Source organism: Streptomyces sp. NPDC015131 (assembly GCF_043079975.1).
Taxonomy (GTDB): domain Bacteria; phylum Actinomycetota; class Actinomycetes; order Streptomycetales; family Streptomycetaceae; genus Streptomyces.
The window spans coordinates 351,573-372,765 of record NZ_JBIBVB010000002.1; the positions used below are offsets into that span (position 1 = coordinate 351,573).

General features: G+C 73.5%; 18 protein-coding genes, 1 pseudogene and 1 riboswitch. Of the genes and pseudogenes, 8 read left to right on the plus strand and 11 right to left on the minus strand.

Features of this window, described 5'->3' with window-relative positions; genetic code table 11:
* Positions 1–61: 61 nt before the first annotated feature.
* A complete protein-coding gene (locus ACF08D_RS06970; RefSeq protein ID WP_392221516.1) occupies positions 62–1,204 on the minus strand; it encodes a glycosyltransferase family 4 protein in 1,143 nt (380 codons plus the stop codon).
* Between the two features lie 99 nt (positions 1,205–1,303).
* On the opposite strand from ACF08D_RS06970, the gene ACF08D_RS06975 reads away from it, so the two are divergent.
* Complete coding sequence (locus tag ACF08D_RS06975) at positions 1,304–2,578, plus strand: glycosyltransferase 87 family protein (protein ID WP_392221517.1); 1,275 nt, start codon at positions 1,304–1,306, stop codon at positions 2,576–2,578.
* Between the two features lie 12 nt (positions 2,579–2,590).
* Here ACF08D_RS06975 and ACF08D_RS06980 read toward each other — a convergent pair whose 3' ends face one another.
* The 5 genes from ACF08D_RS06980 to ACF08D_RS07000 all read right to left on the minus strand — a co-directional run bounded on the left by ACF08D_RS06980 (position 2,591) and on the right by ACF08D_RS07000 (position 8,089).
* Complete coding sequence (locus tag ACF08D_RS06980; protein WP_392221518.1) at positions 2,591–3,727, minus strand: hypothetical protein; 1,137 nt, start codon at positions 3,725–3,727, stop codon at positions 2,591–2,593.
* A gap of 33 nt (positions 3,728–3,760) precedes the next feature.
* Positions 3,761–4,795: an NlpC/P60 family protein gene (locus ACF08D_RS06985; protein WP_392221519.1), complete on the minus strand. Its 1,035-nt coding sequence runs from the start codon at positions 4,793–4,795 to the stop codon at positions 3,761–3,763.
* A gap of 266 nt (positions 4,796–5,061) precedes the next feature.
* The gene (locus ACF08D_RS06990) at positions 5,062–6,087 is read right to left on the minus strand and encodes an NlpC/P60 family protein (protein ID WP_392221520.1); all 1,026 of its coding nucleotides are present in this window, start codon (positions 6,085–6,087) and stop codon (positions 5,062–5,064) included.
* Positions 6,088–6,428: 341 nt separating this feature from the next.
* Positions 6,429–7,793: an NYN domain-containing protein gene (locus ACF08D_RS06995; protein ID WP_392221521.1), complete on the minus strand. Its 1,365-nt coding sequence runs from the start codon at positions 7,791–7,793 to the stop codon at positions 6,429–6,431.
* A gap of 53 nt (positions 7,794–7,846) precedes the next feature.
* Positions 7,847–8,089, minus strand: coding sequence for a hypothetical protein (locus tag ACF08D_RS07000; protein WP_392221522.1), 243 nt, complete (start codon positions 8,087–8,089; stop codon positions 7,847–7,849).
* Between the two features lie 150 nt (positions 8,090–8,239).
* Here ACF08D_RS07000 and ACF08D_RS07005 point away from each other — a divergent pair, with 150 nt between their 5' ends.
* From ACF08D_RS07005 to ACF08D_RS07035, 7 genes and pseudogenes are all read left to right on the plus strand, one after another.
* Complete coding sequence (locus ACF08D_RS07005) at positions 8,240–8,938, plus strand: rhomboid family intramembrane serine protease (RefSeq protein ID WP_392221523.1); 699 nt, start codon at positions 8,240–8,242, stop codon at positions 8,936–8,938.
* On the plus strand, positions 8,935–9,216 hold the full coding sequence (locus ACF08D_RS07010; RefSeq protein ID WP_356737186.1) for an Lrp/AsnC ligand binding domain-containing protein: 282 nt from the start codon (positions 8,935–8,937) through the stop codon (positions 9,214–9,216). The genes ACF08D_RS07005 and ACF08D_RS07010 overlap by 4 nt, the downstream gene beginning before the upstream one ends.
* Positions 9,217–9,354: 138 nt before the next feature.
* Positions 9,355–9,741 (plus strand): small hydrophilic protein, encoded by a 387-nt coding sequence (locus ACF08D_RS07015; RefSeq protein ID WP_392221524.1) that lies wholly within the window; start codon positions 9,355–9,357, stop codon positions 9,739–9,741.
* A gap of 49 nt (positions 9,742–9,790) precedes the next feature.
* Positions 9,791–11,173 (plus strand): sensor histidine kinase, encoded by a 1,383-nt coding sequence (locus ACF08D_RS07020; RefSeq protein ID WP_392222327.1) that lies wholly within the window; start codon positions 9,791–9,793, stop codon positions 11,171–11,173.
* A complete protein-coding gene (locus tag ACF08D_RS07025) occupies positions 11,170–11,829 on the plus strand; it encodes a response regulator transcription factor (protein ID WP_392221525.1) in 660 nt (219 codons plus the stop codon). The genes ACF08D_RS07020 and ACF08D_RS07025 overlap by 4 nt, the downstream gene beginning before the upstream one ends.
* A 74-nt stretch (positions 11,830–11,903) precedes the next feature.
* Positions 11,904–13,334, plus strand: a complete 1,431-nt coding sequence (locus ACF08D_RS07030; RefSeq protein ID WP_392221526.1) for an SLC13 family permease — start codon at positions 11,904–11,906, stop codon at positions 13,332–13,334.
* Positions 13,331–14,473: pseudogene (locus tag ACF08D_RS07035) on the plus strand (glycerate kinase); the annotation flags it as partial. The gene ACF08D_RS07030 and the pseudogene ACF08D_RS07035, both read left to right, overlap by 4 nt.
* On the opposite strand, the gene ACF08D_RS07040 reads toward ACF08D_RS07035, so the two are convergent.
* The 5 genes from ACF08D_RS07040 to ACF08D_RS07060 form a co-directional block, all read right to left on the minus strand.
* Positions 14,469–15,827: an aminotransferase class V-fold PLP-dependent enzyme gene (locus ACF08D_RS07040; RefSeq protein ID WP_392221527.1), complete on the minus strand. Its 1,359-nt coding sequence runs from the start codon at positions 15,825–15,827 to the stop codon at positions 14,469–14,471. The pseudogene ACF08D_RS07035 and the gene ACF08D_RS07040 sit on opposite strands and share 5 nt — an antisense overlap.
* A gap of 120 nt (positions 15,828–15,947) precedes the next feature.
* A riboswitch (SAM riboswitch) is annotated at positions 15,948–16,065 on the minus strand.
* A 367-nt stretch (positions 16,066–16,432) separates the two neighbouring features.
* Positions 16,433–17,515, minus strand: a complete 1,083-nt coding sequence (gene trpD, locus ACF08D_RS07045; RefSeq protein ID WP_392221528.1) for an anthranilate phosphoribosyltransferase — start codon at positions 17,513–17,515, stop codon at positions 16,433–16,435.
* 163 nt (positions 17,516–17,678) lie between these two features.
* A complete protein-coding gene (locus tag ACF08D_RS07050; RefSeq protein WP_392221529.1) occupies positions 17,679–19,310 on the minus strand; it encodes a cytochrome bc complex cytochrome b subunit in 1,632 nt (543 codons plus the stop codon).
* On the minus strand, positions 19,307–20,356 hold the full coding sequence (locus ACF08D_RS07055) for a Rieske 2Fe-2S domain-containing protein (RefSeq protein WP_392221530.1): 1,050 nt from the start codon (positions 20,354–20,356) through the stop codon (positions 19,307–19,309). The genes ACF08D_RS07050 and ACF08D_RS07055 overlap by 4 nt, the downstream gene beginning before the upstream one ends.
* Positions 20,353–21,162 (minus strand): c-type cytochrome, encoded by an 810-nt coding sequence (locus ACF08D_RS07060; protein WP_392221531.1) that lies wholly within the window; start codon positions 21,160–21,162, stop codon positions 20,353–20,355. Before ACF08D_RS07060 ends, ACF08D_RS07055 begins: the two co-directional genes overlap by 4 nt.
* Between the last annotated feature and the right edge of the window lie 31 nt (positions 21,163–21,193).

Consider the following 21,193-nt stretch of genomic DNA (forward strand, 5'->3'; position numbering starts at 1 on the left):
GCCGCCCACAACGCGACCGGCGGCGCGACCGCCCACAACGCGACCGCCCCGCACCCGCCCCCTAGAGCAGGGCCCTCAAGTGGGCCGCCAGCAGGTCCCAGCGCCACTTCTCCTCGACCCACGCCCTGCCGCGTTCGCCCATGCGGGCGCGCAGCTCCGGGTCGTTCAGGAGCGTGACGATCCGGTCGGCCGACTCCTCCGGGGCCGAGCCGCGGACGACCCAGCCGGTCTCGCCGTCGAGCACGGCGTCCGGCGCGCCGCCGGAGTCGCCCGCGACGACTGGGAGGCCGGTGGCGGACGCCTCCAGGTAGACGATGCCGAGGCCCTCGACGTCCAGCCCGCCCCGCCGGGTCCGGCAGGGCATGGCGAAGACGTCTCCGGCGCCGTAGTGTGCGGGCAGCTCCTCCCACGGCACCGCGCCGGTGAAGCGCACCGAGGCGGCCACGCCGGTCTCCGCGGCGAGGCGGCGCAGGTCCTGCTCGTAGGGGCCGCCGCCCACGATCAGCAGCACGGCGTCCGGCACGCGCGCGAGGATCGACGGCATGGCCCTGATCAGGGTGTCCTGGCCCTTGCGGGGCACGAGCCGGGAGACGCACACGACGACGGGCCAGCCGGCGAGGCCGAGCCGCTCGCGCACGGCGTCGCCGCCCGACCCGGGGTGGAAGGTCTTCTCGTCGACGCCGGGCGGGAGCTGCACCATCCGCCCGGCGGCGGCCGGGGTGAGGGCGCCGGCGATGCGGGAGCGCGTGTACTCGCCGAGGTAGGTGAGGGTGTCGGTGCCCTCGCCGATCCGCCGCAGCAGCCGCCGCGAGCCGGGGAGCTGCGCCCACCCGGCCTCGTGGCCGTGGGTGGTGGCGACGATCCGCCGGGCGCCGGCCCGGCGCAGCGCGGGCGCCATCAGGCCGAGCGGCGCGGCGGCGCCGAACCACACGGACTCGCAGCCGTGCTCGCGCAGAAGCGAGACGGCCCGGGCGGTGACGCGTGGTGTGGGCAACAGCATGGTCGTCCGGTCGCGGACAACCTTGAACGGCTGTTCGGCGTCGAACAGAGCGGTCGCCTCGGCGCCCTCCCGGCCGCGCTTCCAGGTGGAGGCGTAGACGACGATCCGCTCCGGATCGAGTCTGAGCGCCATGTTGTGCAGAAACGCCTGAATCCCGCCGGGTCTGGGCGGAAAGTCGTTAGTTACGATCAAGGTCTTGTGCATCGCATGCCGACAGTACCGAACGGCCCCGCTCCACCGCTCACGCACAGTCCCGCCCGGCACCATGACAGCAGACCGCCCACCCACCCGGACGAGGTTCGCATGAAGGGCCCCAGCGGCACCCGGCTCCCGATCGACGCCGTCGGCATATGGCTTCTGACCAGGGCGCTGCTGCTGCTCTGCGTCTTCAAGGTCCTCGTCCTGCCGGGTCCCGACGTGACGAGCGACGTGTCGGTGATCTACCAGGGCTGGTACGACGTGCTGCGCACCGGGACGTACCCGCGTGAGGACGTGACCTGGCAGTATCCGCCGGCCGCCGCGCTGGCGATCCTCTCCCCCGGTGTGCTGCCGTTCCTGGACTACGCGTCCGCGTTCTTCGTGCTGGTGTTCCTCTGCGACGCGGTGGTGTTCGGACTGCTGCTCTACGCGGGGCGGCGGCCGGGGACGAGCATGGCGGGCGCCTGGGTGTGGGTGGCGGGCGTGCCGCTGCTGGGCCCGACCGCGTACGCCCGCTACGACCTGATGGTGACCGCCGTCGCCGTGGCGGCGCTGCTGGCGGGGGTGCGGCACCCGCGCGTGCTGGGGGCGCTGGCCGGCTTCGGGGCGCTGCTGAAGGTGTGGCCGGCGCTGCTGCTGGCGGGGACGCGGCGCGGGCGGACGACGCTGGCCTCGTGGACGACGGCCGCGCTGGCCGGGGCGGCGGTGCTGCTGGCGTGCGTGGTGGCGATGCCGGGGGCGCTGGCGTTCCTGACGTTCCAGCGGGACCGGGGCACGGAGGTGGAGTCGCTGGGCTCGCTGGTCTTCCATGTGGCGCGGAACTTCGGCTGGGAGGGGCAGGTGCTGCTGAACTACGGCTCGGTGGAGTTCCTCGGGCCGTATGTGCCGGTGGTGTCCACCGCCGCGCTCGCGCTGACGGCGGCGGCCTTCGGCTGGCTGGTGGTGTGGCGGGTGCGGGCCCGGGAGTTCGGGCGGACGACGCTGCCGGACGCGGCGTTCGCGGCGGTCCTGCTGTTCACCACCACGAGCCGGGTGATCAGCCCGCAGTACATGATCTGGCTGGTGGGTCTGGCGGCGGTGTGCCTGGTCTTCCAGGGCAGCCGGATGGTGCGGCCGGCGAGGATGGTGCTGGTGGCGACGGGTGTGACGATGCTGGAGTTCCCCATCTGGTTCACGCATGTGGTGCACAGCGACCTGTGGGGCCTGGTGCTGCTGGGGACCCGCAACGGCCTGCTGGTCGCCGCGACGATCGCGGCCTGCCGGGAGCTGTGGCGCCAGACGGTCACCGAGCCGCGGCTGCGCGCCGGACACGAGGTGTCCGTACCGGCGCAGAAGGCGTCCGGGTCGGAGGGCCCGCAGCGGGAGCTGCTCACCCCCTGAGGACCGGCCCGTTCACCCCGCCGCGAGCCGCTCCCGCAGGTACTCGCGCCACCGGGCGGTGAAGGCGTCGGTCGTGGTGCCCAGCACCTCGTGCAGGGCGGTCTCCGGCCCCTGCGACGACACCGTCCGGTAGAAGTCGCGCAGCCGGTCCTCGCCCCACCGCTCGGCGATCAGCTGGCAGGCCAGCCAGGCCCCCTCGTACGCACGGGCCAGCGCCGCCGCGTCGGAGGCGAAGGAGAAGTCGCCATCCACGGGCAGGGCGGCGGGGACGTCGCCGGAGCGCACCGCCTCGCCCAGCCGGGGCGCGGCCTCGGCGGGGGCGCGGGAGGCGCCGCGGTGGGCCGCCCAGTCGGCGAAGCCCTCGGAGAGCCACAGCGGGGTGAGGCCGGAGGTGTGGGTGCGGGTCGCCACATGGGTGGTCTCGTGGGTGAGGACGAACCGCTGCCCGTACGCGCCGAGGACGGCGTACGCCTCGGGGTTGACGATCACCCGGTCCGCCGGCGCGCCGGGCCCGCCGCCGACCCGGCCGGTGGTGACCGCCGCTATGCCCCGGTAACCGGCCGCCGGTTCGCCCAGCAGCCCGCCCATCTCGTTCAGCGAGCCGGGCACGAGGACGACCACGCGCCGCGCCCACCCCTCGGGCCAGGCGGCGGAGACGGCGGGCACCGCGCGGTCGGCGGCCGCCGCGACGGCCCGCAGCCGCGCGGTGTCCCGCCCGGAGCCCAGCACCAGGCTCCGCTTCCCCCGGACGACCTCGACGGCGCCCTGCTCCCAGAGCTGCCGGGGGGCGCCCGGGGCGGGCCGGTCGGAGGTCACCTGCCAGGCGCCGCCCCGGCGGACCAGCTCCAGGGCCCGCCGGCCGGTCACCGCGCCGTCGTCGTACCCGGTGACGCGGTAGTTCAGTTCGGCGCGCGCGGTGGCCCGGTCGTCCCCGAGGCGCCTGACGTCCGTGACACGGTACGACCAGGAGGTGAGCGGCACCTCGGCGAGCGGGCCGGTGCGCAGCGCGGCGGCCCGCCGGTCGGCGGCGGTCTGGAAGGGGGCCGTGTCCGGCGCGGGCGTGGCGCCGGGGGCCGTGCAGCCGGCGAGCAGGGCCAGCCCGAGCACCGCTCCGGCGGCCCGCCGCGCCGTACGTCTCCGCAACCGCATTCTCCCGATCGTACGGCCTGCCGCCACGGGTGCTCAGACCCTGGTGACCGCCGAGACGGGCATCATGCCGACCGGGTCGTGGCGCACGGGCGCGCCGGGGTAGGGGGCGTGGATCACCTGGCCGTTGCCGACGTACATCCCGACGTGGCTGGCGTCGTCCCGGTAGGTGACCAGGTCGCCGGGGCGGGCCTCGGAGAGCGGGACGTGCCGGCCGGCGTCGCGCTGGGCCTGCGAGGTGCGCGGCAGGCCGACGCCCGCCTGCGCGTACGACCACTGCATCAGGCCCGAACAGTCGAAGCCGGAGGGGCCGTTGGCGCCCCAGACGTACGGTTTGCCCAGGGCGGAGCGGGCGGCGGCGACCGCGGCGGCGGCGCGGCCCGACACGGCTTCGGCGCCGCCCGGCGGGAGGTCGTCGCGGCCGGAGCGGGAGGCCCGGTCGAGGGCCTCGCGCTCCTCGGCGTCGAGGGAGTTGAGCAGGGCCCGCGCCTCGGCCAGCTTGCTTTCGACGGTGCGCTTGTGGCGGGCCACGGCGGCGCGGCTGCGCTCCAGTTCGGCGAGCATCCGGCCGGCTTCGGCGCGCTGCTGGGCCAGGTCGCGCTGGGCGTGCCGCAGTTCGGCGAGGGCGGTCGCCTGCCGGTCGCCGATCCGGTCGAGCGCGGCGGCCTTGTCGAGGTAGCTGTCGGGGTCGGCGGACAGCAGCAGGGCGAGCGCGGGGTCCATGCCGCCGGAGCGGTACTGGGCTCCGGCGACGGCCCCGAGGGCGCCGCGCATCCGGTTGATGCGCTCCTGGCCGCGGGCGGCGGAGTCCTGGATGCGGGAGACCTGTCGGCGCAGGGCGCCGGCGCGCTCGTCCGCCTGGTTGAAGCCCTCGGTGGCCCGCTCCGCCTCCTCGTAGAGCCGGTCGACCCGGGCGCGGGTGGTGTCGGCCGGGGTGGCGGGGTCGGCGCTCGCGGGGGCGGCGCCGAGGGCGGCGGCCGCGGTGGCCGCGGCGGCGGAGAGGACGGTGACCTTCGCGCCCCGGGAGAGGCCGGAGGACGAGGATGACGGGGACCGGCGATGGGACGCCACGAACCGCGCTCCCTTCCGCTGTCGGGCGACGGCCCCGCGGACGGACCGGCGGACCGTACGGGGCGTGCTGGCTGTGCTGCGGGCCAGACAGTAGCCGGGCGGATGTGCGGCGGCCAGCGACCGTACGGGGGTCGAACAGCGGCGCCCCGCCCGAGACCACAAGGTCACCGGCGGGGCGGGGCGTCAGCTCGGGGGACGGCGAACCACCCGATCGGGCGCGCATACCGGGCGCGCCACCGGTGGGCGCGCGGGGCGCCGGCGGGGTGTCAGACGCGGACGCCGAACTGGAAGTCGCCGAGCCACTCCATCGCCTCGTAGCGGACGACGGTGCCGGGCTTGGGGGCGTGCAGCACCTGGCCGTTGCCCGCGTAGAGGCCGACGTGCGCGAGGTTGTTGAAGAACACGAGGTCGCCGGGCTTGAGCTGGCTGCGGCCGATCTTCACCCCGTCGTTGTGCTGGGTGAAGGTGGTGCGGGTGATGCTCACGCCGGCCTGGCGGTAGGCCCACTGGGTCAGCCCGGAGCAGTCGTAGGCGTTGGGGCCCTCGGCGCCGGAGATGTAGGGCTTGCCGACCTGGGTGCCGGCGGCGGCGAGTGCGGCGGCGCCGCGCTCGGAGGCGGGGACCTCGTTGCCGAGTTCGACGCGCTCGCCGGCCTCGCGGCTGGCGCGCTGCTCCTCCTGCTGCATCTTGGCCCGCTCTTCGGCGGTCAGGGTGTTGAGCAGCTTCTGGGCCTCGGCGAGCTTGCCCTGGTACGCCTTCTTCTTCTCCGCGAGGGTCTTGCGGACGTCCTCCAGGGAGGCCAGCTTGGCGGTGGCCTCGGCGCGCTCCTGGGCGAGGCTGCGCTGCTTGGCCTGGATGGTCTCCAGGGCCTGGGCCTGCTTGGCGCTGATCGCGTCGACGGCGGACGCCTTGTCGAGGTAGCTGTCCGGGTCGGAGGAGAGCAGCAGCTGGAGGGAGGGGTCCATGCCGCCGGAGCGGTACTGGGCGGTGGCGACCGAACCGAGGCCGTCCCGCAGCTCGTTGAGCTCCTGCTGGCCGCGCGCGACCTTGTCCTGGAGGGCGTCGACCTCCTTCTGGAGCTTGCCGCGCTGCTCGTCGGCGAGGTTGTACTGCTCGGTGGCGGCCTCGGCCTCGTGGTGCAGCTTGTCGACCTTCGCCTTGACCTCGCTCTTGCTCGGCTTCGGGTCTGCCTGAGCGGCCTGGGAGGACAGGGCGACGGCAGCGGCGGCGGTCGCGGTGAGCACGGTCACACGGGCGCGGCTGGGCTGCTTGGGACGACGGTGGGACGCCACGGAGGCGAGCTCCTTCTTCCTCTTCAGCCGCCTGCCGGGCTGTGGGGTCGGGGCCCCGGCTCCGTGCGGAACGTCCGGCTCCCCCCGTGCACACGGGCCGGACCACACGGATGTAGGCGGTTCCTCCGCTGCCACTCCCGATGAGTGATCACCTGCGCGGAGGTGTGGGCCAGACCTTAGTGACCATCTTGTGATCAGTTCAAATCCTCATGCGAAAAATCTCGCTCAGGGGCCACATTCTTTACACACGACCCACCGTGCGTCATGGGCATTTGACGGTCGGTTTCCCGAAATCGGGCAAACAGCCCAGGAGTTACGTGACGCACAAGAAGCGTAATGCGTCACGAGGCACGCGAAAGGCGCTTCAGCAGCAGCGCGGAGGCGACCGGCCGGGCGCCGGACTTGGCCACCCCGTCGGCGACCTCGCGGTCGGTGGACACCACCACGACCGGCCGGCCCGGCGGCTCGGCCCGGACGAGCTGGCGGATCAGCTCGTCCGCCGTCACCCCCGGCTTGGAGAACAGCACCCGCACCCCGCGCGGCGGGGCCAGCAGCACCGGGGCGGCCAGCTCGGCGCCGTCGAAGACGCAGGTGACCTCGGCGCCGCTCCGGGCGGCCAGCGCCGACAGGCCGCCGAGCAGCCGCAGCCGCTGCTTCTCCAGCGGCATCGTCGGATAGCCGGTCTTGGTCACGTTGTAGCCGTCCACGACCAGATGCGCCTGGGGCAGCGCCAGCAGCTGGTCCAGCAGCGCCGGGTCCGTCTCGGACAGGGCGCGCGCGGCGATGTCCTTGGGCGACATCCGGCCGGGCTCCACCGCGTCGACGGTGTCGGCGGGGTGCACCGACACCGGGGGCAGGGCCAGCTCGCGGCGCAGCCCCTGGGCCGACTCCAGCACGGTGTCCAGCAGCAGCCGCAGCCGCATGTCCTCCACGGAGCGCCCCTCGCGGGCGGCGCGGCGGCTGGCCTCCAGCGCCGCCTCGGCCTCCGCGAGGCGGGCCTTGAGGCGGCGCGTCTCGCTCTCGGCGGCCGAGACCTGGGCCGCCGCCTCGGCGCGTACGGCGTCGATGTCCGCCTGGCCCCGGCGCAGCGCCGCCTCGCCCCGCTTGACGTCGCTCTGGGCGCTGCGCAGCTTGCGATGCAACGATTCCGCTTCCTTGCGCGCGGCGTCCAGTTCCGTACGCAGCCGCTCGGTCTCGCTCCTGGTGTGGGCGCGTGCCTCGGCCAGCTCGGCGCGCAGCCGCTCCAGTTCGCGCCGGCCCGCCTCGTCGGCGCGTTCGGCGTCGGCCCGCTGCGCCTCCTCACCGGCGGCGGCGACCAGCTTGACCCAGCCGGCGGGGCGCAGCACATAGGCGGTGGCGGCGACGTCGACGGGGTCGGCGGCGGCCGGGGGCGCGCCGGCCTCGACCGCGCGGGCCAGCTCCGGCTGCCCCTCCTTGAGCCGCTCCCCGATGCGCTGCCGGAACAGCGGGTCGCCCTCCAGCGCCGCGGCCATCGCGTTCCCGGCGAACCTGGCCCGCCGGGACGGGGTGAACCGGGCGTACTGCCGCAGCTGGGCGGGCAGTTCGGCGACCGTCAGACCGCCGAACGCGTCCGACACCAGCGCGACGACCCGGCGCCGCACCGCGTCGGGCAGCGGGCGGTCGAGCGCCTCGGCGGCGCCCCCGGCCGCACCGGCCGGCTCAGCACCGCTGTCGGGCTGCTCCACGATCCGTCACCCCACTACCCGTCCGTCTCTGCCGCCGGGCCGCTCCCGCTTCCTCAGGCGGTGGCGCCCGGCCTGTCCACCAGCTCGATCTGGTCCACCGCGTTGCACCAGCGGCAGCGGACCGACTCGATGGTCTCACTGACCACCTCGCGCTCCTCCACCGTGGGCTCGCCCGCGAGGTCCAGATGGACGTACTCCACGACCTTGGAGGACCGTGTGACGTCGAAGCGCGTCAGGTTTCCGCAGAGGGTGCAGCGCCAGCGGGTCGTCGCGGTCGGCAGGGGAACCGTCGTCATCGTTCCGTCCTCTTCCATGGTGCCGGGTGCGGATCCGCGGTGCGCCGTCGAACTGCGGGTGTACGTGCCGTAACCCTACGGCCTCGCGGGTACCCCGTGGTGCGGCGAGGCACCCTGTCCCGCTCCCTCCGTTTACGTCATGATCTGTCCGTGATCGCTTGGCGTGGACCCGTCGTGACGTACGCCGTGATCGGCGCCTGCTTCCTGGTCTTCCTGATCAGCCCGGTGTCGGGGCTCAACCCGTCGTACGGGACGGGTGACGCGCTCCTCGCGGCCCAGAGCTCGTACTTCCGCCGGTGGGGCATCGTCCCCGCCGAGCTGCTCGGCGGCTCCCCGGAGTCCTGGCTCACCCCGCTGACCGCGCTCTTCGTCAGCGGCAGCTGGCTGCACCTGCTGGGCAACATGCTGTTCCTGTACGTCTTCGGCGCGATGACCGAGGAGCGGCTCGGGCACCTGGAGTTCGCCCTGTTCTACGCCGCGTCCGGCTGCCTCGCCCTGCTGGGGTACGCGGTGGCGCACGCCGACTCGGACCAGACCCTGGTGGGGGCGTCGGGGGCGATCTCCGGGGTGCTGGGCGCCTTCCTGCACCTCTTTCCCCGGGCGCGGGTCACCAGCCTGTTCCCGTTCCTCTTCTTCCTGCCGCTGCGGTTCCCCGCCTGGATCGTGCTGATCTTCTGGTTCGTGCTCCAGTGGCTGGCGGCCCGGGGCGCCGACGGCGGGCCGGGTGTGGCGTACCTGGCGCATGTGGTGGGCTTCTGCCTGGGCTTCCTCTACGCGTGGGTGCGGTTCGGGCGGGGGGCTAGAGTGAAGGCCCAGCCTGCGGCCACCGAGGGAGAAGGACAGCCGTGATCACCGCGATCGTGCTCATCAAGACCAGCGTGGACCGCATCCCGGAGATCGCCGAGTCGATCGCCGCGCTGGACAGCGTCAGCGAGGTCTTCTCCGTCACCGGGACGTACGACCTCATCGCCATGGTCCGGGTGGCGCGCCACGACGACCTGGCGGACGTCATCCCCGGCCGGATCAGCAAGATCCCGGGCGTGGAGGCGACCGACACGCACGTGGCGTTCCGCACGTACTCCCAGCACGACCTGGAAGCCGCGTTCGCCATCGGCCTGGACGCCTGACCGGACGCACCTCGGCGTCACCCGGACGGATGACGCCCGGTGCGCGGCCGGATCGCCCCCGGCCGTCCGCCGCGTTCATGAAGAAGCCTTCATCCCGCGCTCATCCGCGCGGCCGCGCCACCCGCCCAGGATGGGGCCATGGCCTTCTCCCACCGCCTGGCGACGCTCGTCGCGGTCGTCGCCGTCCCGCTCGGCATCGCCGCGACCAGCTATCTGCTGACCGACACCCCCGAGGCGCCCCGGGTGCCGCCCGAGGTGAGGCTGAGCCCCGGCCCCCGGCCCGGCGGCAGCGGCGGCACGTCACCCGGCGCCCGGCCGGACGCCACCCCCGCACCCCGGAGCACGGCGCCGGCCACGCCGCCTCCCGCCGGCACCCCCGCCCCGGCCGCCACCCCGGCCGCCACCCCGCCCGCCGCGCGGCCGGTGCCGACCGACACCGTCGTCCCGGGGCCGCCCGCCACGACCGGGGACGACGAGGACGACTCCGCCGACGACGCGGGGGACGACGGCGTTGACGACAACTGAGCGCCGCGTCTCCGCCCGCGTCCGCATCCTGCTCTGGCTGCTGCTGGTGATGTCCGTGGCGCTGGCCGCCGTCGCCATGACGACCCGCTCGATCCTGCTGCGCGACGTGGACCACCGGATCAGCGGGCTGCTCACCCAGGAGACCCGCGAGTTCGCCAACTTCGTCGAGCAGGGCGTCGACCCCGCCACCGGCGCCGGCTTCACCGAGCCGCGCCGGCTGCTGGAGGTCTTCCTCCAGCGGCAGTACTCCGACCCCGACGAGGAGCTGCTCGGCCTGACGCGCGGCCCGGGCGGCGCCCCGGCCGTGCTGCGCCAGCCCCGCGACACCCGGGGCGCCGCCCTGCACCGCGACCGCGACGCGCTCGCCCGCATCCTGGCGTCCCCCGCCCGCTCCGGCACCCTGGACCGCCCCGGGGGCGAGGTCCGCTGGGCGAAGGTGACGATCGCCCCGGCCGGGCAGGCCCCGCCGGGCGCGTTCGTCGTCGCCTTCCACGCCGCCGCCGAGCAGGCCATCGCCGCCGAGGCGTTCCGCACCCAGCTCGCCATCTCGGGGGTGGCGCTGCTGATGACGACCGGGATCGGCTGGGCGGTCGCGGGGCGCGTCCTCGCTCCTGTACGCCAGGTGCGCCGGGCCGCCGCCCAGCTCACCGAGCAGGACCTGACCCGCCGCATCCCGGTGCGCGGCCGGGACGACATCGCGCTCCTCGCCGAGACGTTCAACGCGATGCTGGACCGGCTGGAGCGGGCGTTCGCCGCGCAGCGGCAGTTCGCCGACGACGCCGGGCACGAGCTGCGCACCCCCATCACCATCGTGCGCGGCCACCTGGAGCTGATGGGCGACGACCCGGCCGAGCAGGCGGAGACCGTACGGCTGGTCACCGACGAGCTGGACCGGATGAGCCGGATCGTGGAGGACCTGCTGCTGCTCGCCAAGGCCGAGCGCCCCGACTTCGTCTCGCCCGAGCCGGTCCAGCTCGGCGAGCTGACCGCCGACGTGTTCGTGAAGGCGCGGGCGCTGGGCGAGCGCGAGTGGGTACTGGACGGGGTCGCCGACCGGGAGGCCGAGCTGGACCCGCAGCGCATCACCCAGGCCATGGTGCAGCTCGCGCAGAACGCGGTCCAGCACACCGTGCCCGGGCAGCGCATAGGGATCGGCTCGCGCGCCGCCGACGGGCGGATCGAGCTGTACGTCGCCGACTCCGGGCCCGGGGTCCCGCCGGAGGACGCGGCGGTGATCTTCGAACGGTTCCGGCGCGGCGCGGCCCGGCGCGGCACCCGCTCGGGCGGGGGCGCGGGGCTGGGGCTGTCCATCGTGAAGGCCATCGCCGAGGGCCACCGGGGCGGGGTGGAGCTGCGGCCGACCGAGGGCGGCGGGGCCACCTTCGTCCTCGTACTGCCGGACGGGGTGCTCGTGCCGGAAGGAGAGGGATGAACCGCATTCTGATCGCCGAGGACGAGGAGCGGATCGCCTCGTTCGTGGAGAAGGGCCTGCGGGCCAACGCCTTCACCACCACCGTGGCCGCCGACGGCGACACCGCGCTCGACTACGCCGTCACCGGCGGGTTCGACCTGATGGTGCTGGACATCGGCCTGCCGGGGCGCGACGGCTTCACCGTGCTGCGGGAGCTGCGGGAGGCGCGGGTGACGCTCCCGGTCGTCGTGCTGACCGCGCGCGACTCGGTGCGGGACACCGTCGCCGGCCTGGAGGGCGGCGCCGACGACTGGATGACCAAGCCCTTCCGCTTCGAGGAACTGCTGGCGCGGGTACGGCTCCGGCTGCGCACCGCCGCCCGCGCCCCGGAGGTGACGGTGCTGCGCAGCGGCGACCTCAGCCTGGACCTGCGCACCCGCCGCGCGCGGGCCGAGGAGCGCACCGTCGACCTGACGGCCCGTGAGTTCGTCCTGCTGGAGCTGTTCCTGCGCCACCCCGGCCAGGTGCTGTCCCGGGAGCAGATCCTGTCCCACGTCTGGGGGTACGACTTCGACCCCGGCTCGAACATCGTGGACGTGTACGTACGGGCGCTGCGCAAGAAGCTGGGCGCGCGACGGCTCGAAACCGTACGCGGCATGGGCTACCGCATGCCGTAAAGCGCCCCGTTCCATGAAATTCCCTTAACAAAGCGCTCATTGAGGGCTCACGGGGCGAACCGAGACTGATCCCTGTGATCCTCTCCCCCAGCCGGGCGGCCTGCCTCGGCGGCGCGCTCGGACTGTGCGCGGTGCTGGCCATACCGTCCCTCTTCCCCGGCCTCGGCGCCGACGGGCGGCTGACGCTGGCCGTCTTCGTGGTCGCCACCGCCGCCTGGATCGCCACGCCCGTGGACGACACCTATGTCGCGCTGGGGGCGGGGCTGGCGCTCACCGCCACGGGCGTGATCAGCAGCGAGACCCTCTTCGCCACCCTCGGCGACGAGACCATCTGGCTGCTGATCTGCGCGTTCGTCCTGGCCGCCGCGGTCACCCGCACCGGCCTGGCCGGACGGGCGGCGGCCTTCCTGGTCACCGGCGCCCGCACGGTGCGCCAACTCGTCCACCTGACCACCGCCGCACTGGTCGTCACCTCGTTCGCCGTGCCGGCCACCTCGGGCCGGGCCGCGCTGGCCCTGCCCGTGTTCCTGGCGCTGGCCGGGGTGCTGGCCCACCGGAAACGGCTGGTGGTGATGCTCGCCCTGCTGTTCCCCACGGTGATCCTGCTGTCCGCCGTCGCCACCCTGATCGGCGCCGGGGCCCACCTGATCACCGTGAGCGTGCTGTGGGAACAGACCGGGCAGCGGCTGGGGTTCGTGCAGTGGCTGCTGCTCGGACTGCCGCTCGCGATCACCTCCTCCCACCTGGCCGCCGAGGCGGTCCTGCTCACCACCACCACCCGGGCCGACCGGCGCGCCCCGGTCCGCATCACCCCCGCCGACATCGCGGCCCACTCCCCCACCCCGGTCACCGGCCCCCTCTCCGCCACCGAGTCGCGCTGCGCGCTGCTGCTGGCCACCGTGGTGGTGCTGTGGTGCAGCGAGCCGCTGCACCGGGTCTCCCCGGCGGTGGTCGCCCTGATCGGCGCGGTGGTCGCCGCCTCGCCGGCCCTGGGCACCGTACGGCTCAAGGAGGGGCTGCGCACCGTGCCGTGGCCGCTGCTGCTGTTCATGGCGGCCACCATGGCGATGGGCGTGGCGCTCGCCGACTCGGGCGCGGCGCGCTGGCTGGTGGCGGGCCTGCCGGTGCACGCGCCGCCCTGGCTGTTCCTCACGGTCGTCGTCCTGGCCAGCACGGCCGCGCACCTGGTCCTCCAGTCCCGCTCGGCCCGCTCGTCGGTGCTCGTCCCGCTGGTGGTCGTGGCGGCGGCAGCGGCGGGGGTCAACCCGGTGGCCGCCGCGCTCGCCTCCACGGCCGCCGCCGGCTTCTGCCACACCCTGCCCGCGTCGGCGAAGCCCGTCGCGCTCTTCGCCGACCTCCCCGACGGCGTGCCCACCTACACCCCGCGCGACCTGCTGCGGCTGTCCGCCGTCCTCGCGCCCCTCACGGCGGGCCTGGTCCTGCTGTTCGCCCTGACCGTCTGGCCGCTGTTCGGCGTGCCCGTCCTCCTGGAGACCCAGCCGTGACCCTCTCGTACCGCGTCGCCGTCGCCCCCGGCGGATTCAAGGAGTCCCTGTCCGCGCAGCAGGCCGCCGAGGCCATCGCCGAGGGCGTGCTGCGGGTCCTGCCGGACGCCGAGCTGGACCTGATCCCGCTGGTCGACGGCGGCGAGGGTACGGCGGAGGCGCTGGCCGCCGCGACGGGCGGGCGGCTCGTGCCCCGCACCGCCACGGGCCCGCTGGGCGACCCGGTCGGCAGCCACTTCGCGCTCCTCGGCGACGGCTCGGCGGTCGTGGAGATGGCCGCCGTCGCCGGACTGGCCCTGGTGCCGCCCGGCCGCCGCGACCCGGGCGCCACCACCACGTACGGCGTCGGCGAGCTGATCCGCGCCGCCCTGGACGCGGGCGCCCGGCGGATCTTGGTCGGCTGCGGGGACTCGGGCACCTCCGACGGCGGCGCGGGCGCGCTCCGGGCCCTCGGCGTCCGGCTCCTCGACGCCTCCGGCCGCGACCTCCCCCACGGAGGAGCCGCGCTGGCCCGGCTCGCCACCCTCGACCTCCGGGGGCTCGACCCCCGCTTGGCGGACACCGAGCTGCTGGTGGCGTGCAACCCGTACAACGTGCTGTGCGGCGAGCGGGGCGTGGCCCGTGTGTTCGGCCCTCAGAAGGGCGGGAGCCCGGCGCGGTGCGAGGAGCTGTCGGCCGCCCTGGAGCACTGGGCGGCCGCCCTGACCGGGGCCTGCGCACCCGGCGTCGACCTGCGCACCGCGCCCGGCACCGGGGCCTCGGGCGGCCTCGGCGCGGGGCTCGCGGCGGTGGGCGCCCGGCTGCTCCCGCGCTTCGAGGTGCTCCTCGACGGGCTGGACCTGGGCGCCCGGCTGGCCCACGCCGACCTGGTGATCACCGGGGAGGGCGCGCTGGACGCCCAGACCGTGCGCGGCAAGGTGCCCGGCGAGGTGGCGCGGCGCGCCCGTGCGGCGGGCGTCCCGGTCCTCGCCCTGGCCGGCACGCTCGGCGAGGGCGCCGGGGACGCGGGCCTCGACGCCTACGAGTCGCTGGCGCCCGGCCCGCTGCCGCTGCCGGAGGCCCTGGACCGGGCGGCCGAGCTTCTCGCGGACGCCGCCGAGCGGGCGCTGCGGACGGTCCTGATCGGTACCCGGCTCAGCCGCGGTCGGGCACGCAACGCCCGTCCTCCGTACGGTAGTTCCACCGTGCCCCGTCCCGGACGAGCTCCTTCACGGCCCGAACGAACCGGTCGACGTGCTCGTCCGGCGTCCCCGCCCCGAAGCTGACGCGGATGGCGTTCAGCGAGGTGGTCCCGCCGTCGGGCGCGCCGCACTCGCCGACGTCCTGCGGGTCGCTGCCCAGCAGGGTGCGCACCAGCGGGTGGGCGCAGAACAGCCCGTCGCGGACGCCGATGCCGTACTCGGCGGACAGGGCGGCGGCGAAGTGGGAGCTGTTCCAGCCCCGCACCACGAAGGAGATGACCCCGACCCGGGGCGCGTCGTCGCCGAACAGCGACAGCACCTTCACCTCCGGCACCTCCGCGAGCCCCTCCCGGACCTTGCCGATCAGGTACCGCTCGCGGGCGACCAGGTCGTCGAACCCGGCCTCGGTGAGCGCCTTGCAGGCGGAGGCGATCGCGTACACCCCGATGACGTTGGGCGATCCGGCCTCGTGGCGGGCGGCGGTGGTGTGCCACTCCACGTCCACCCCGCCGTCGGCGCGCCGCGCCACCGTACGGGACGCGCCACCGCCGGCGAGGTACGGCTCGGCCTCGGTGAGCCAGTCGGCCCGCCCGGCGAGGACGCCCGACCCGAAGGGGGCGTACAGCTTGTGCCCGGAGAAGGCCACCCAGTCGACGTCCAACTCCTGTACGGACACCGGGTGGTGGGGTGCGAGCTGCGCGGCGTCCAGGACGATGCGGGCGCCGTGGGCGTGAGCGGCGGCGGCCAGTTCGCGCACCGGCCACAGCTCGCCGGTGACATTGGACGCGCCGGTCACGCACACCAGGGCCGGGCCGTAGGGCTCCCGGTCCGCGAGCGCCCGCTCCAGCGTCTCGACGGCCTGCCCCGGCGTCCGGGGCGCGTTGAGGTACGTGACCCGCGCGTCCCGCCACGGCAGCAGCGAGGCGTGGTGCTCGGTCTCGAAGACGAAGACCTCGCAGCCCTCGGGCAGCACCGCCGCGAGCAGGTTCAGCGAGTCGGTGGTCGACCGGGTGAACACCACCTGGTCGCCCTCGCGGCAGTCCAGGAACTCCGCCACTGCCGTACGGCTGTTCTCGAACAGGTCGGTCGACAGCTGCGACAGGTACCCGGCGCCCCGGTGCACGCTGCCGTAGTACGGCGCGTACGCCGCCACGTCGTCCCACACCCGCTGGAGCGCGGGGGCGCTGGCGGCGTAGTCGAGCGCGGCGTAGGTGACCTCGCCGCCGGTCACCAGCGGCACGGTGACGTCCCGCCCCAGAACGGGCAGAGGGGTACAAACAGACTGGTCGGAGGCAGGGGTGAAGACAGACATGGCGAACTCCCGTACGGGGCAAGGCGAAAAGGGGGTACCGAAGAAGGGGCGCTACGCCCTATCGCATTCGCTTGCTCACGAGACTGCTCCCTCGAGGACCAGGACCCCAGGGTGTGCAGGGGTCCGCGCTTGCCAGAGGTGTCGTCACCTGCGGCCTGGTCTTCACCCGGGGCACCCCGCCACGGACGGAGGGTTGCCGGACAGCGGGCCGGGGCCGTAGTCGCTGTCACTCATGACCTGCGCTGAACTTAACGGCACGCGCCGCCTGCCGCAACCCGCGTCCGAACTCCGGACGCCCCGGGGCCCCGCCCCCACCCCGTTGGGGGCAGTCGTCCCGCTGGGGCGGGACGGGTGGGCACAACGGAACCGGGGCGGCGCCCGTTCCCGGTTCGCCCCGGGGGCGGCGCGGAACGCACGGTGGGGGTGGGGCGGGGCCCCTCCGGGCTCGCCTCCTCGCGGTCGGCGGGGCACCCAGCCACGAAACGGCGACGTATCTCGCCGCCGATCCGCTGCGGGGGCGACCCTGCACGGCCCCACCCCGGGCGCGTCGCCGACTGCAGGGCGGTGGGTGGCGGCCGAGCCAACAGGCCACCGCCCCGCAGGGGCTACGCGTTGCTCGCCGTGACCCAGCGCGCCAGCGCTGCCCTCGCCGCGCCCGTGTCCACCGCCTCGGCCGCCCGGGCCATGCCCGCCGCGATCCGCTCCGTGAGCGACGTGCGCGACGCGTCCGACGCGTCCGACGGCTCCAGCGCCACCAGCGCCGCCGCCGCGTTCAGCAGCACCGCGTCCCGTACCGGCCCCGTCTCGCCGCCCAGCATCCGGTGCGCGACGTCCGCGTTGTACGAGGCGTCCGCCCCGCGCAGCGCCTCGACGGGCACCAGCTCGATGCCGACGTCCCTCGGGTCGAACGTCTCCTCGCGCACCGTGCCGTCCCGGACGACCCACACCCGGGAGGTGGCCGTGGTGGTCAGCTCGTCCAGCCCGTCGTCGCCCCGGAAGACCAGCGCGGAGGAGCCGCGCTCGGCGAGCACCCCGGCCATGATGGGGGCCATCCGGGCGTCGGCGACGCCGGTGGCCTGGGCGCCCACGCGCGCGGGGTTGGTCAGCGGGCCGAGGAAGTTGAACGTGGTGCGGATGCCCAGTTCCCGGCGGGCGGCGGCGACGTGGCGCAGCGCGGGGTGGAACTTCACGGCGAAGCAGAAGGTGATGCCCGCCTCGTCCGCGACCTCGGCGACCCGCGCCGGGGTGAGGTCGAGGTTGACGCCCAGCTTCTCCAGGACGTCGGAGGAGCCGGAGGCGGAGGACGCGGCGCGGTTGCCGTGCTTGACGACCTTGGCGCCGGTTCCGGCGACGACGATCGCGGCCATGGTGGAGATGTTGACGGTCTTGGCGCCGTCGCCGCCGGTGCCGACGAGGTCCACGGACGGGCCGGGGACGTCGATCAGGTTGGCGTGGGCGTACATGGCCCGGACGAGGCCGGTGATCTCGTCGACGGTCTCGCCCTTGGCGCGGAGGGCGACCGCGAAGCCGGCGATCTGGGCGTCGGTGGCCTCGCCGCGCATGATGCGGTCCATCGCCCAGGCGGTGGCGTCGGCGCTCTGGTCGCGCCCCTCCAGCAGGGCGTTCAGGACGCCGGGCCACGAGCGGCCCGCCGCGTTGTCGCCTCCAGCGGGATTCACAGCGCTCATGGTCGCTCCAGACGTCGTACGAGAAGGAAGGAGAGGGGCGTACAGGGACGACCACCACCCTATCCATCCCCGGGGACGGCAAAGAGCCCCGTCCAGCGGATGGACGGGGCTCGGTGCCGTGGCGGACACGGTGCCCGGCAGGGTGTGCCGGGCACCGGGGCGATCAGTGGTGGCCGTGGCCGCTGGTGATCTCCTTGTACTCCTCCGCGGTGGCCTTGGGGATCTGGTTCCCCTCGCCGTAGTAGCCCTTGCTGAGCTTCGCGCGGAGCTTCTGCGTACGGGACGGCTTGCGCTCGACGCCGTTCTCGTCGACCGTCGGGCCGATCTCGGCCGGCTTGTACTGCTCGTGCGCGGTGAGCGCGTGCAGGTGGGCCTGGCTGAGGGGCTCGTGGATCTCGACGAACTCGCCGTGCGGCAGGCGCTTGATGATGCCGGACTCCCGCCCGTGCAGCACCTTGTCCTTGTCGCGCCGCTGGAGGCCGAGGCAGATGCGCTTGGTGACGATGAACGCGATGACCGGGCCGACGAAGAACGCGATCCGGACGAACCAGCTGATCGCGTTGAGCGACAGGTGGAAGTGGGTCGCGACGATGTCGTTGCCACCACCGATCAGCATGATCATGTACGCGGTCACCCAGGCGACGCCGAGGGCGGTCCGGGTCGGCGCGTTGCGCGGGCGGTCCAGCAGGTGGTGCTCGCGCTTGTCACCGGTGATCCAGGACTCGATGAACGGGTAGAGCGCGATCAGCGCCAGCATGATGCCGAAGACGACCAGCGGGATGAACACGCCCAGGACGAGCGTGTGGCCCCACAGGTTGATCTCCCAGCCCGGCATGACGCGGACGAGACCCTCGGCGAAGCCCATGTACCAGTCGGGCTGGGCGCCGGTGGACACCTGGTCCGGGCGGTACGGGCCGAGGGCCCAGATCGGGTTGATCGTGAACAGCGCGGAGATGACGGCGATGACACCGAAGACCAGGAAGAAGAAGCCTCCGGCCTTGGCCATGTACACCGGCAGCAGCGGCATGCCGACGACGTTCTTGTTCGTCCGGCCGGGGCCGGGGAACTGGGTGTGCTTGTGGTAGAAGACCAGGATCAGGTGCGCCACCACGAGGCCGAGCATGATGCCCGGCAGCAGCAGGATGTGGATCGAGTAGAACCGGGCGATGATGTCGTGGCCCGGGAACTCCCCGCCGAACAGGAACATCGAGATGTAGGTGCCGACGATCGGCATCGACAGGATCGCGCCCTGGGTGAAGCGGACACCGGTGCCGGAGAGCAGGTCGTCGGGGAGCGAGTAACCGGTGAAGCCGGTGAACATGCCGAGGACGAACAGCAGGAAGCCGAACAGCCAGTTGATCTCACGCGGCTTGCGGAACGCGCCGGTGAAGAAGACGCGCATCATGTGCACGAACATGCCGGCGAGGAAGACCACGGCGGCCCAGTGGTGGATCTGCCGGATGAGCAGACCACCGCGGACGTCGAAGCTGATGTCCAGCGTCGAGGCGTACGCCTCGGTCATCCGGATGCCCTGCATCGGCACGTACGAGCCGTGGTACTCGATCTCGTTCATGCTCGGGTGGAAGAACAGCGTCAGATACACACCCGTGAGGATGATGATCAGGAAGCTGTAGAGGCAGATCTCACCCAGCATGAAGGACCAGTGGTCCGGGAAGATCTTGCGCATGTTGGCCTTGGCGAGGCTGTAGATGCCCAGCCGGCCGTCGGCCCAGTCGGCGACCCGCTCGCCGGCGGGCGCCTTGCGCTTGGCGTCGCTTGCGGTCGTGGTGCTCATCCGCGCTCCCAGAATGCAGGGCCGACGGGCTCGGCGAAGTCGCCGAGCGCTTCGAGGAAGCCCTTGTCGTTCACGCCGATCCGCAGCTGCGGAAGGGCGTGACCCGCCGGGCCGAAGATGACGCGGGCGCCGTCGGCGAGGTCGAAGGTGGACTGGTGGCACGGGCAGAGGACGTGGTGCGTCTGCTGCTCGTACAGGGAGATCGGGCAGCCCACGTGGGTGCAGATCTTCGAGAAGGCGACGATGCCCTCGTGCGACCACTCCAGCTCGCGCTTGTCCTTGATGTCCTCCGGCTGGATCCGGACGATCATCAGGGCATCCTTGGCGATCTTGTTGTTGAAGTCGTGGTCGGACTCCTCCAGGCCCTCGGGCTTGGCGAAGGTGAGCGACCCCACGGCGACGTCCTCGGGACGCAGCGGCTCATTGGTGTTCATGTTGATGAGCTGCTTGCCCTTGCTCCACCCGGTGTGGAAGAGCTTCTTCTCGGGCAGCGGACCCAGCTCGCGGAGCAGCACGATGCCGGAGAGCGGCACCATGGCCAGCGCGCCGAACATGGTGTTGCGGATCAGCGGGCGGCGGCCGATGGCCGACTCGCGCGCGCCGTCCGCGAAGTCCGCCATGACCTTCGCCTTGACCTCGGGCGTCGCCTCGATGGCGTGCCGGTCGTCGGCGACCTCCTCGTCGGACATCAGGGTGCGGGCCCAGTGGACCGCGCCGGCGCCGATGCAGAAGAGGGCGGTGCCCAGCGTCAGGCCCAGCGAGAGGTTGGTCGCGCTGACGTGACCCAGCGGCCAGACATAGACGATCTTGTCGACCGGGAAGATCACGAAGGAGGCGATGAAGCCGATCGTGGCCAGCATCGACAGGGTGAACAGCAGGGCGACGGTGCGCTCGGAGCGCTTGGCGGCCCGCTCGTCGATGTCCTGGATGCGCGGCTTGTGGGGCGGCAGCCCCGGGTCGGCGAACGGGTGCTCCGCCACCGCCGTGCCGTGCGTGGTGTCCTGCTCGTGCGGCAGGTCTGCTTCTGAAATCTCTTGGCTACTCATGACTTCTTGGCCTTAGCGGTGTGGGCCGCGACCCAGACGGCGACAGCGATCAGGGAACCCAGACCGAAGATCCATCCGAACAGGCCCTCGCTGACCGGACCGAGACCACCCAGGGCGAAGCCGCCGGGGGTCGGCGTCTCGTCACCGTTGACGCTGTTGATGTACGCGATGATGTCCTTCTTCTCCTTCTCCGGCATGATCGTGTCGGGGAAGGACGGCATGTTCTGCGGGCCGGTCTGCATGGCCTCGTAGATGTGCTTCTGACTCACACCCTCGAGGCTGGGGGCGTACTTGCCGTGCGTCAGGGCACCGCCCTCGCCGGTGAAGTTGTGGCACTGGGCGCAGTTGGTGCGGAACAGCTCGCCACCCTTGGCGATGTTCGCGCCTTCCGGGCTGTACTGCTTCTCGGTCGGCGTGATCGGACCGGCACCGAGGGACGCGATGTACGCGGCCAGCTGGTCGATCTCGGCCTGCGAGTAGATGTTCTTCTTCTTCGGCACCTGGGCGCCGGGCTGCTGCGCCGGCATACGGCCGGTGCCGACCTGGAAGTCCACGGCGGCGGAGCCGACGCCGACGAGGCTCGGGCCGTCAGTGGTTCCCTGACCGCCGGTTCCGTGGCAGCTGGCGCAGCCGACGGTGTAGAGCTTCTTGCCCTCCTCGATGGCGAGGGACTGGGCGGTTTCGTCTGCCTGCGCCTTGCCCGCGGGCGCGAACGCGGCGTACAGCCCCCCAGTGGCCGCCAGCGCGAGGAGTAGGACGACGACCGCCGCCAGCGGATGGCGTCGTCGTGCGGAGAGCTTTTTCACGGATTACCCCGGTGTCAGGATCTTCTGCGTC

What these genes read in the sequence shown, in the direction of transcription:
- ACF08D_RS06970 (WP_392221516.1), bottom strand. Translation starts at nt 1,204, where the DNA reads ATGCACAAGACCTTGATCGTAACTAACGACTTTCCGCCCAGACCCGGC.
- ACF08D_RS06975 (WP_392221517.1), top strand. Translation starts at nt 1,304, where the DNA reads ATGAAGGGCCCCAGCGGCACCCGGCTCCCGATCGACGCCGTCGGCATA.
- ACF08D_RS06980 (WP_392221518.1), bottom strand. Translation starts at nt 3,727, where the DNA reads ATGCGGTTGCGGAGACGTACGGCGCGGCGGGCCGCCGGAGCGGTGCTC.
- ACF08D_RS07000 (WP_392221522.1), bottom strand. Translation starts at nt 8,089, where the DNA reads ATGACGACGGTTCCCCTGCCGACCGCGACGACCCGCTGGCGCTGCACC.
- ACF08D_RS07015 (WP_392221524.1), top strand. Translation starts at nt 9,355, where the DNA reads ATGGCCTTCTCCCACCGCCTGGCGACGCTCGTCGCGGTCGTCGCCGTC.
- ACF08D_RS07020 (WP_392222327.1), top strand. Translation starts at nt 9,791, where the DNA reads ATGTCCGTGGCGCTGGCCGCCGTCGCCATGACGACCCGCTCGATCCTG.
- ACF08D_RS07025 (WP_392221525.1), top strand. Translation starts at nt 11,170, where the DNA reads ATGAACCGCATTCTGATCGCCGAGGACGAGGAGCGGATCGCCTCGTTC.
- ACF08D_RS07040 (WP_392221527.1), bottom strand. Translation starts at nt 15,827, where the DNA reads ATGTCTGTCTTCACCCCTGCCTCCGACCAGTCTGTTTGTACCCCTCTG.
- trpD (WP_392221528.1), bottom strand. Translation starts at nt 17,515, where the DNA reads ATGAGCGCTGTGAATCCCGCTGGAGGCGACAACGCGGCGGGCCGCTCG.
- ACF08D_RS07050 (WP_392221529.1), bottom strand. Translation starts at nt 19,310, where the DNA reads ATGAGCACCACGACCGCAAGCGACGCCAAGCGCAAGGCGCCCGCCGGC.
- ACF08D_RS07055 (WP_392221530.1), bottom strand. Translation starts at nt 20,356, where the DNA reads ATGAGTAGCCAAGAGATTTCAGAAGCAGACCTGCCGCACGAGCAGGAC.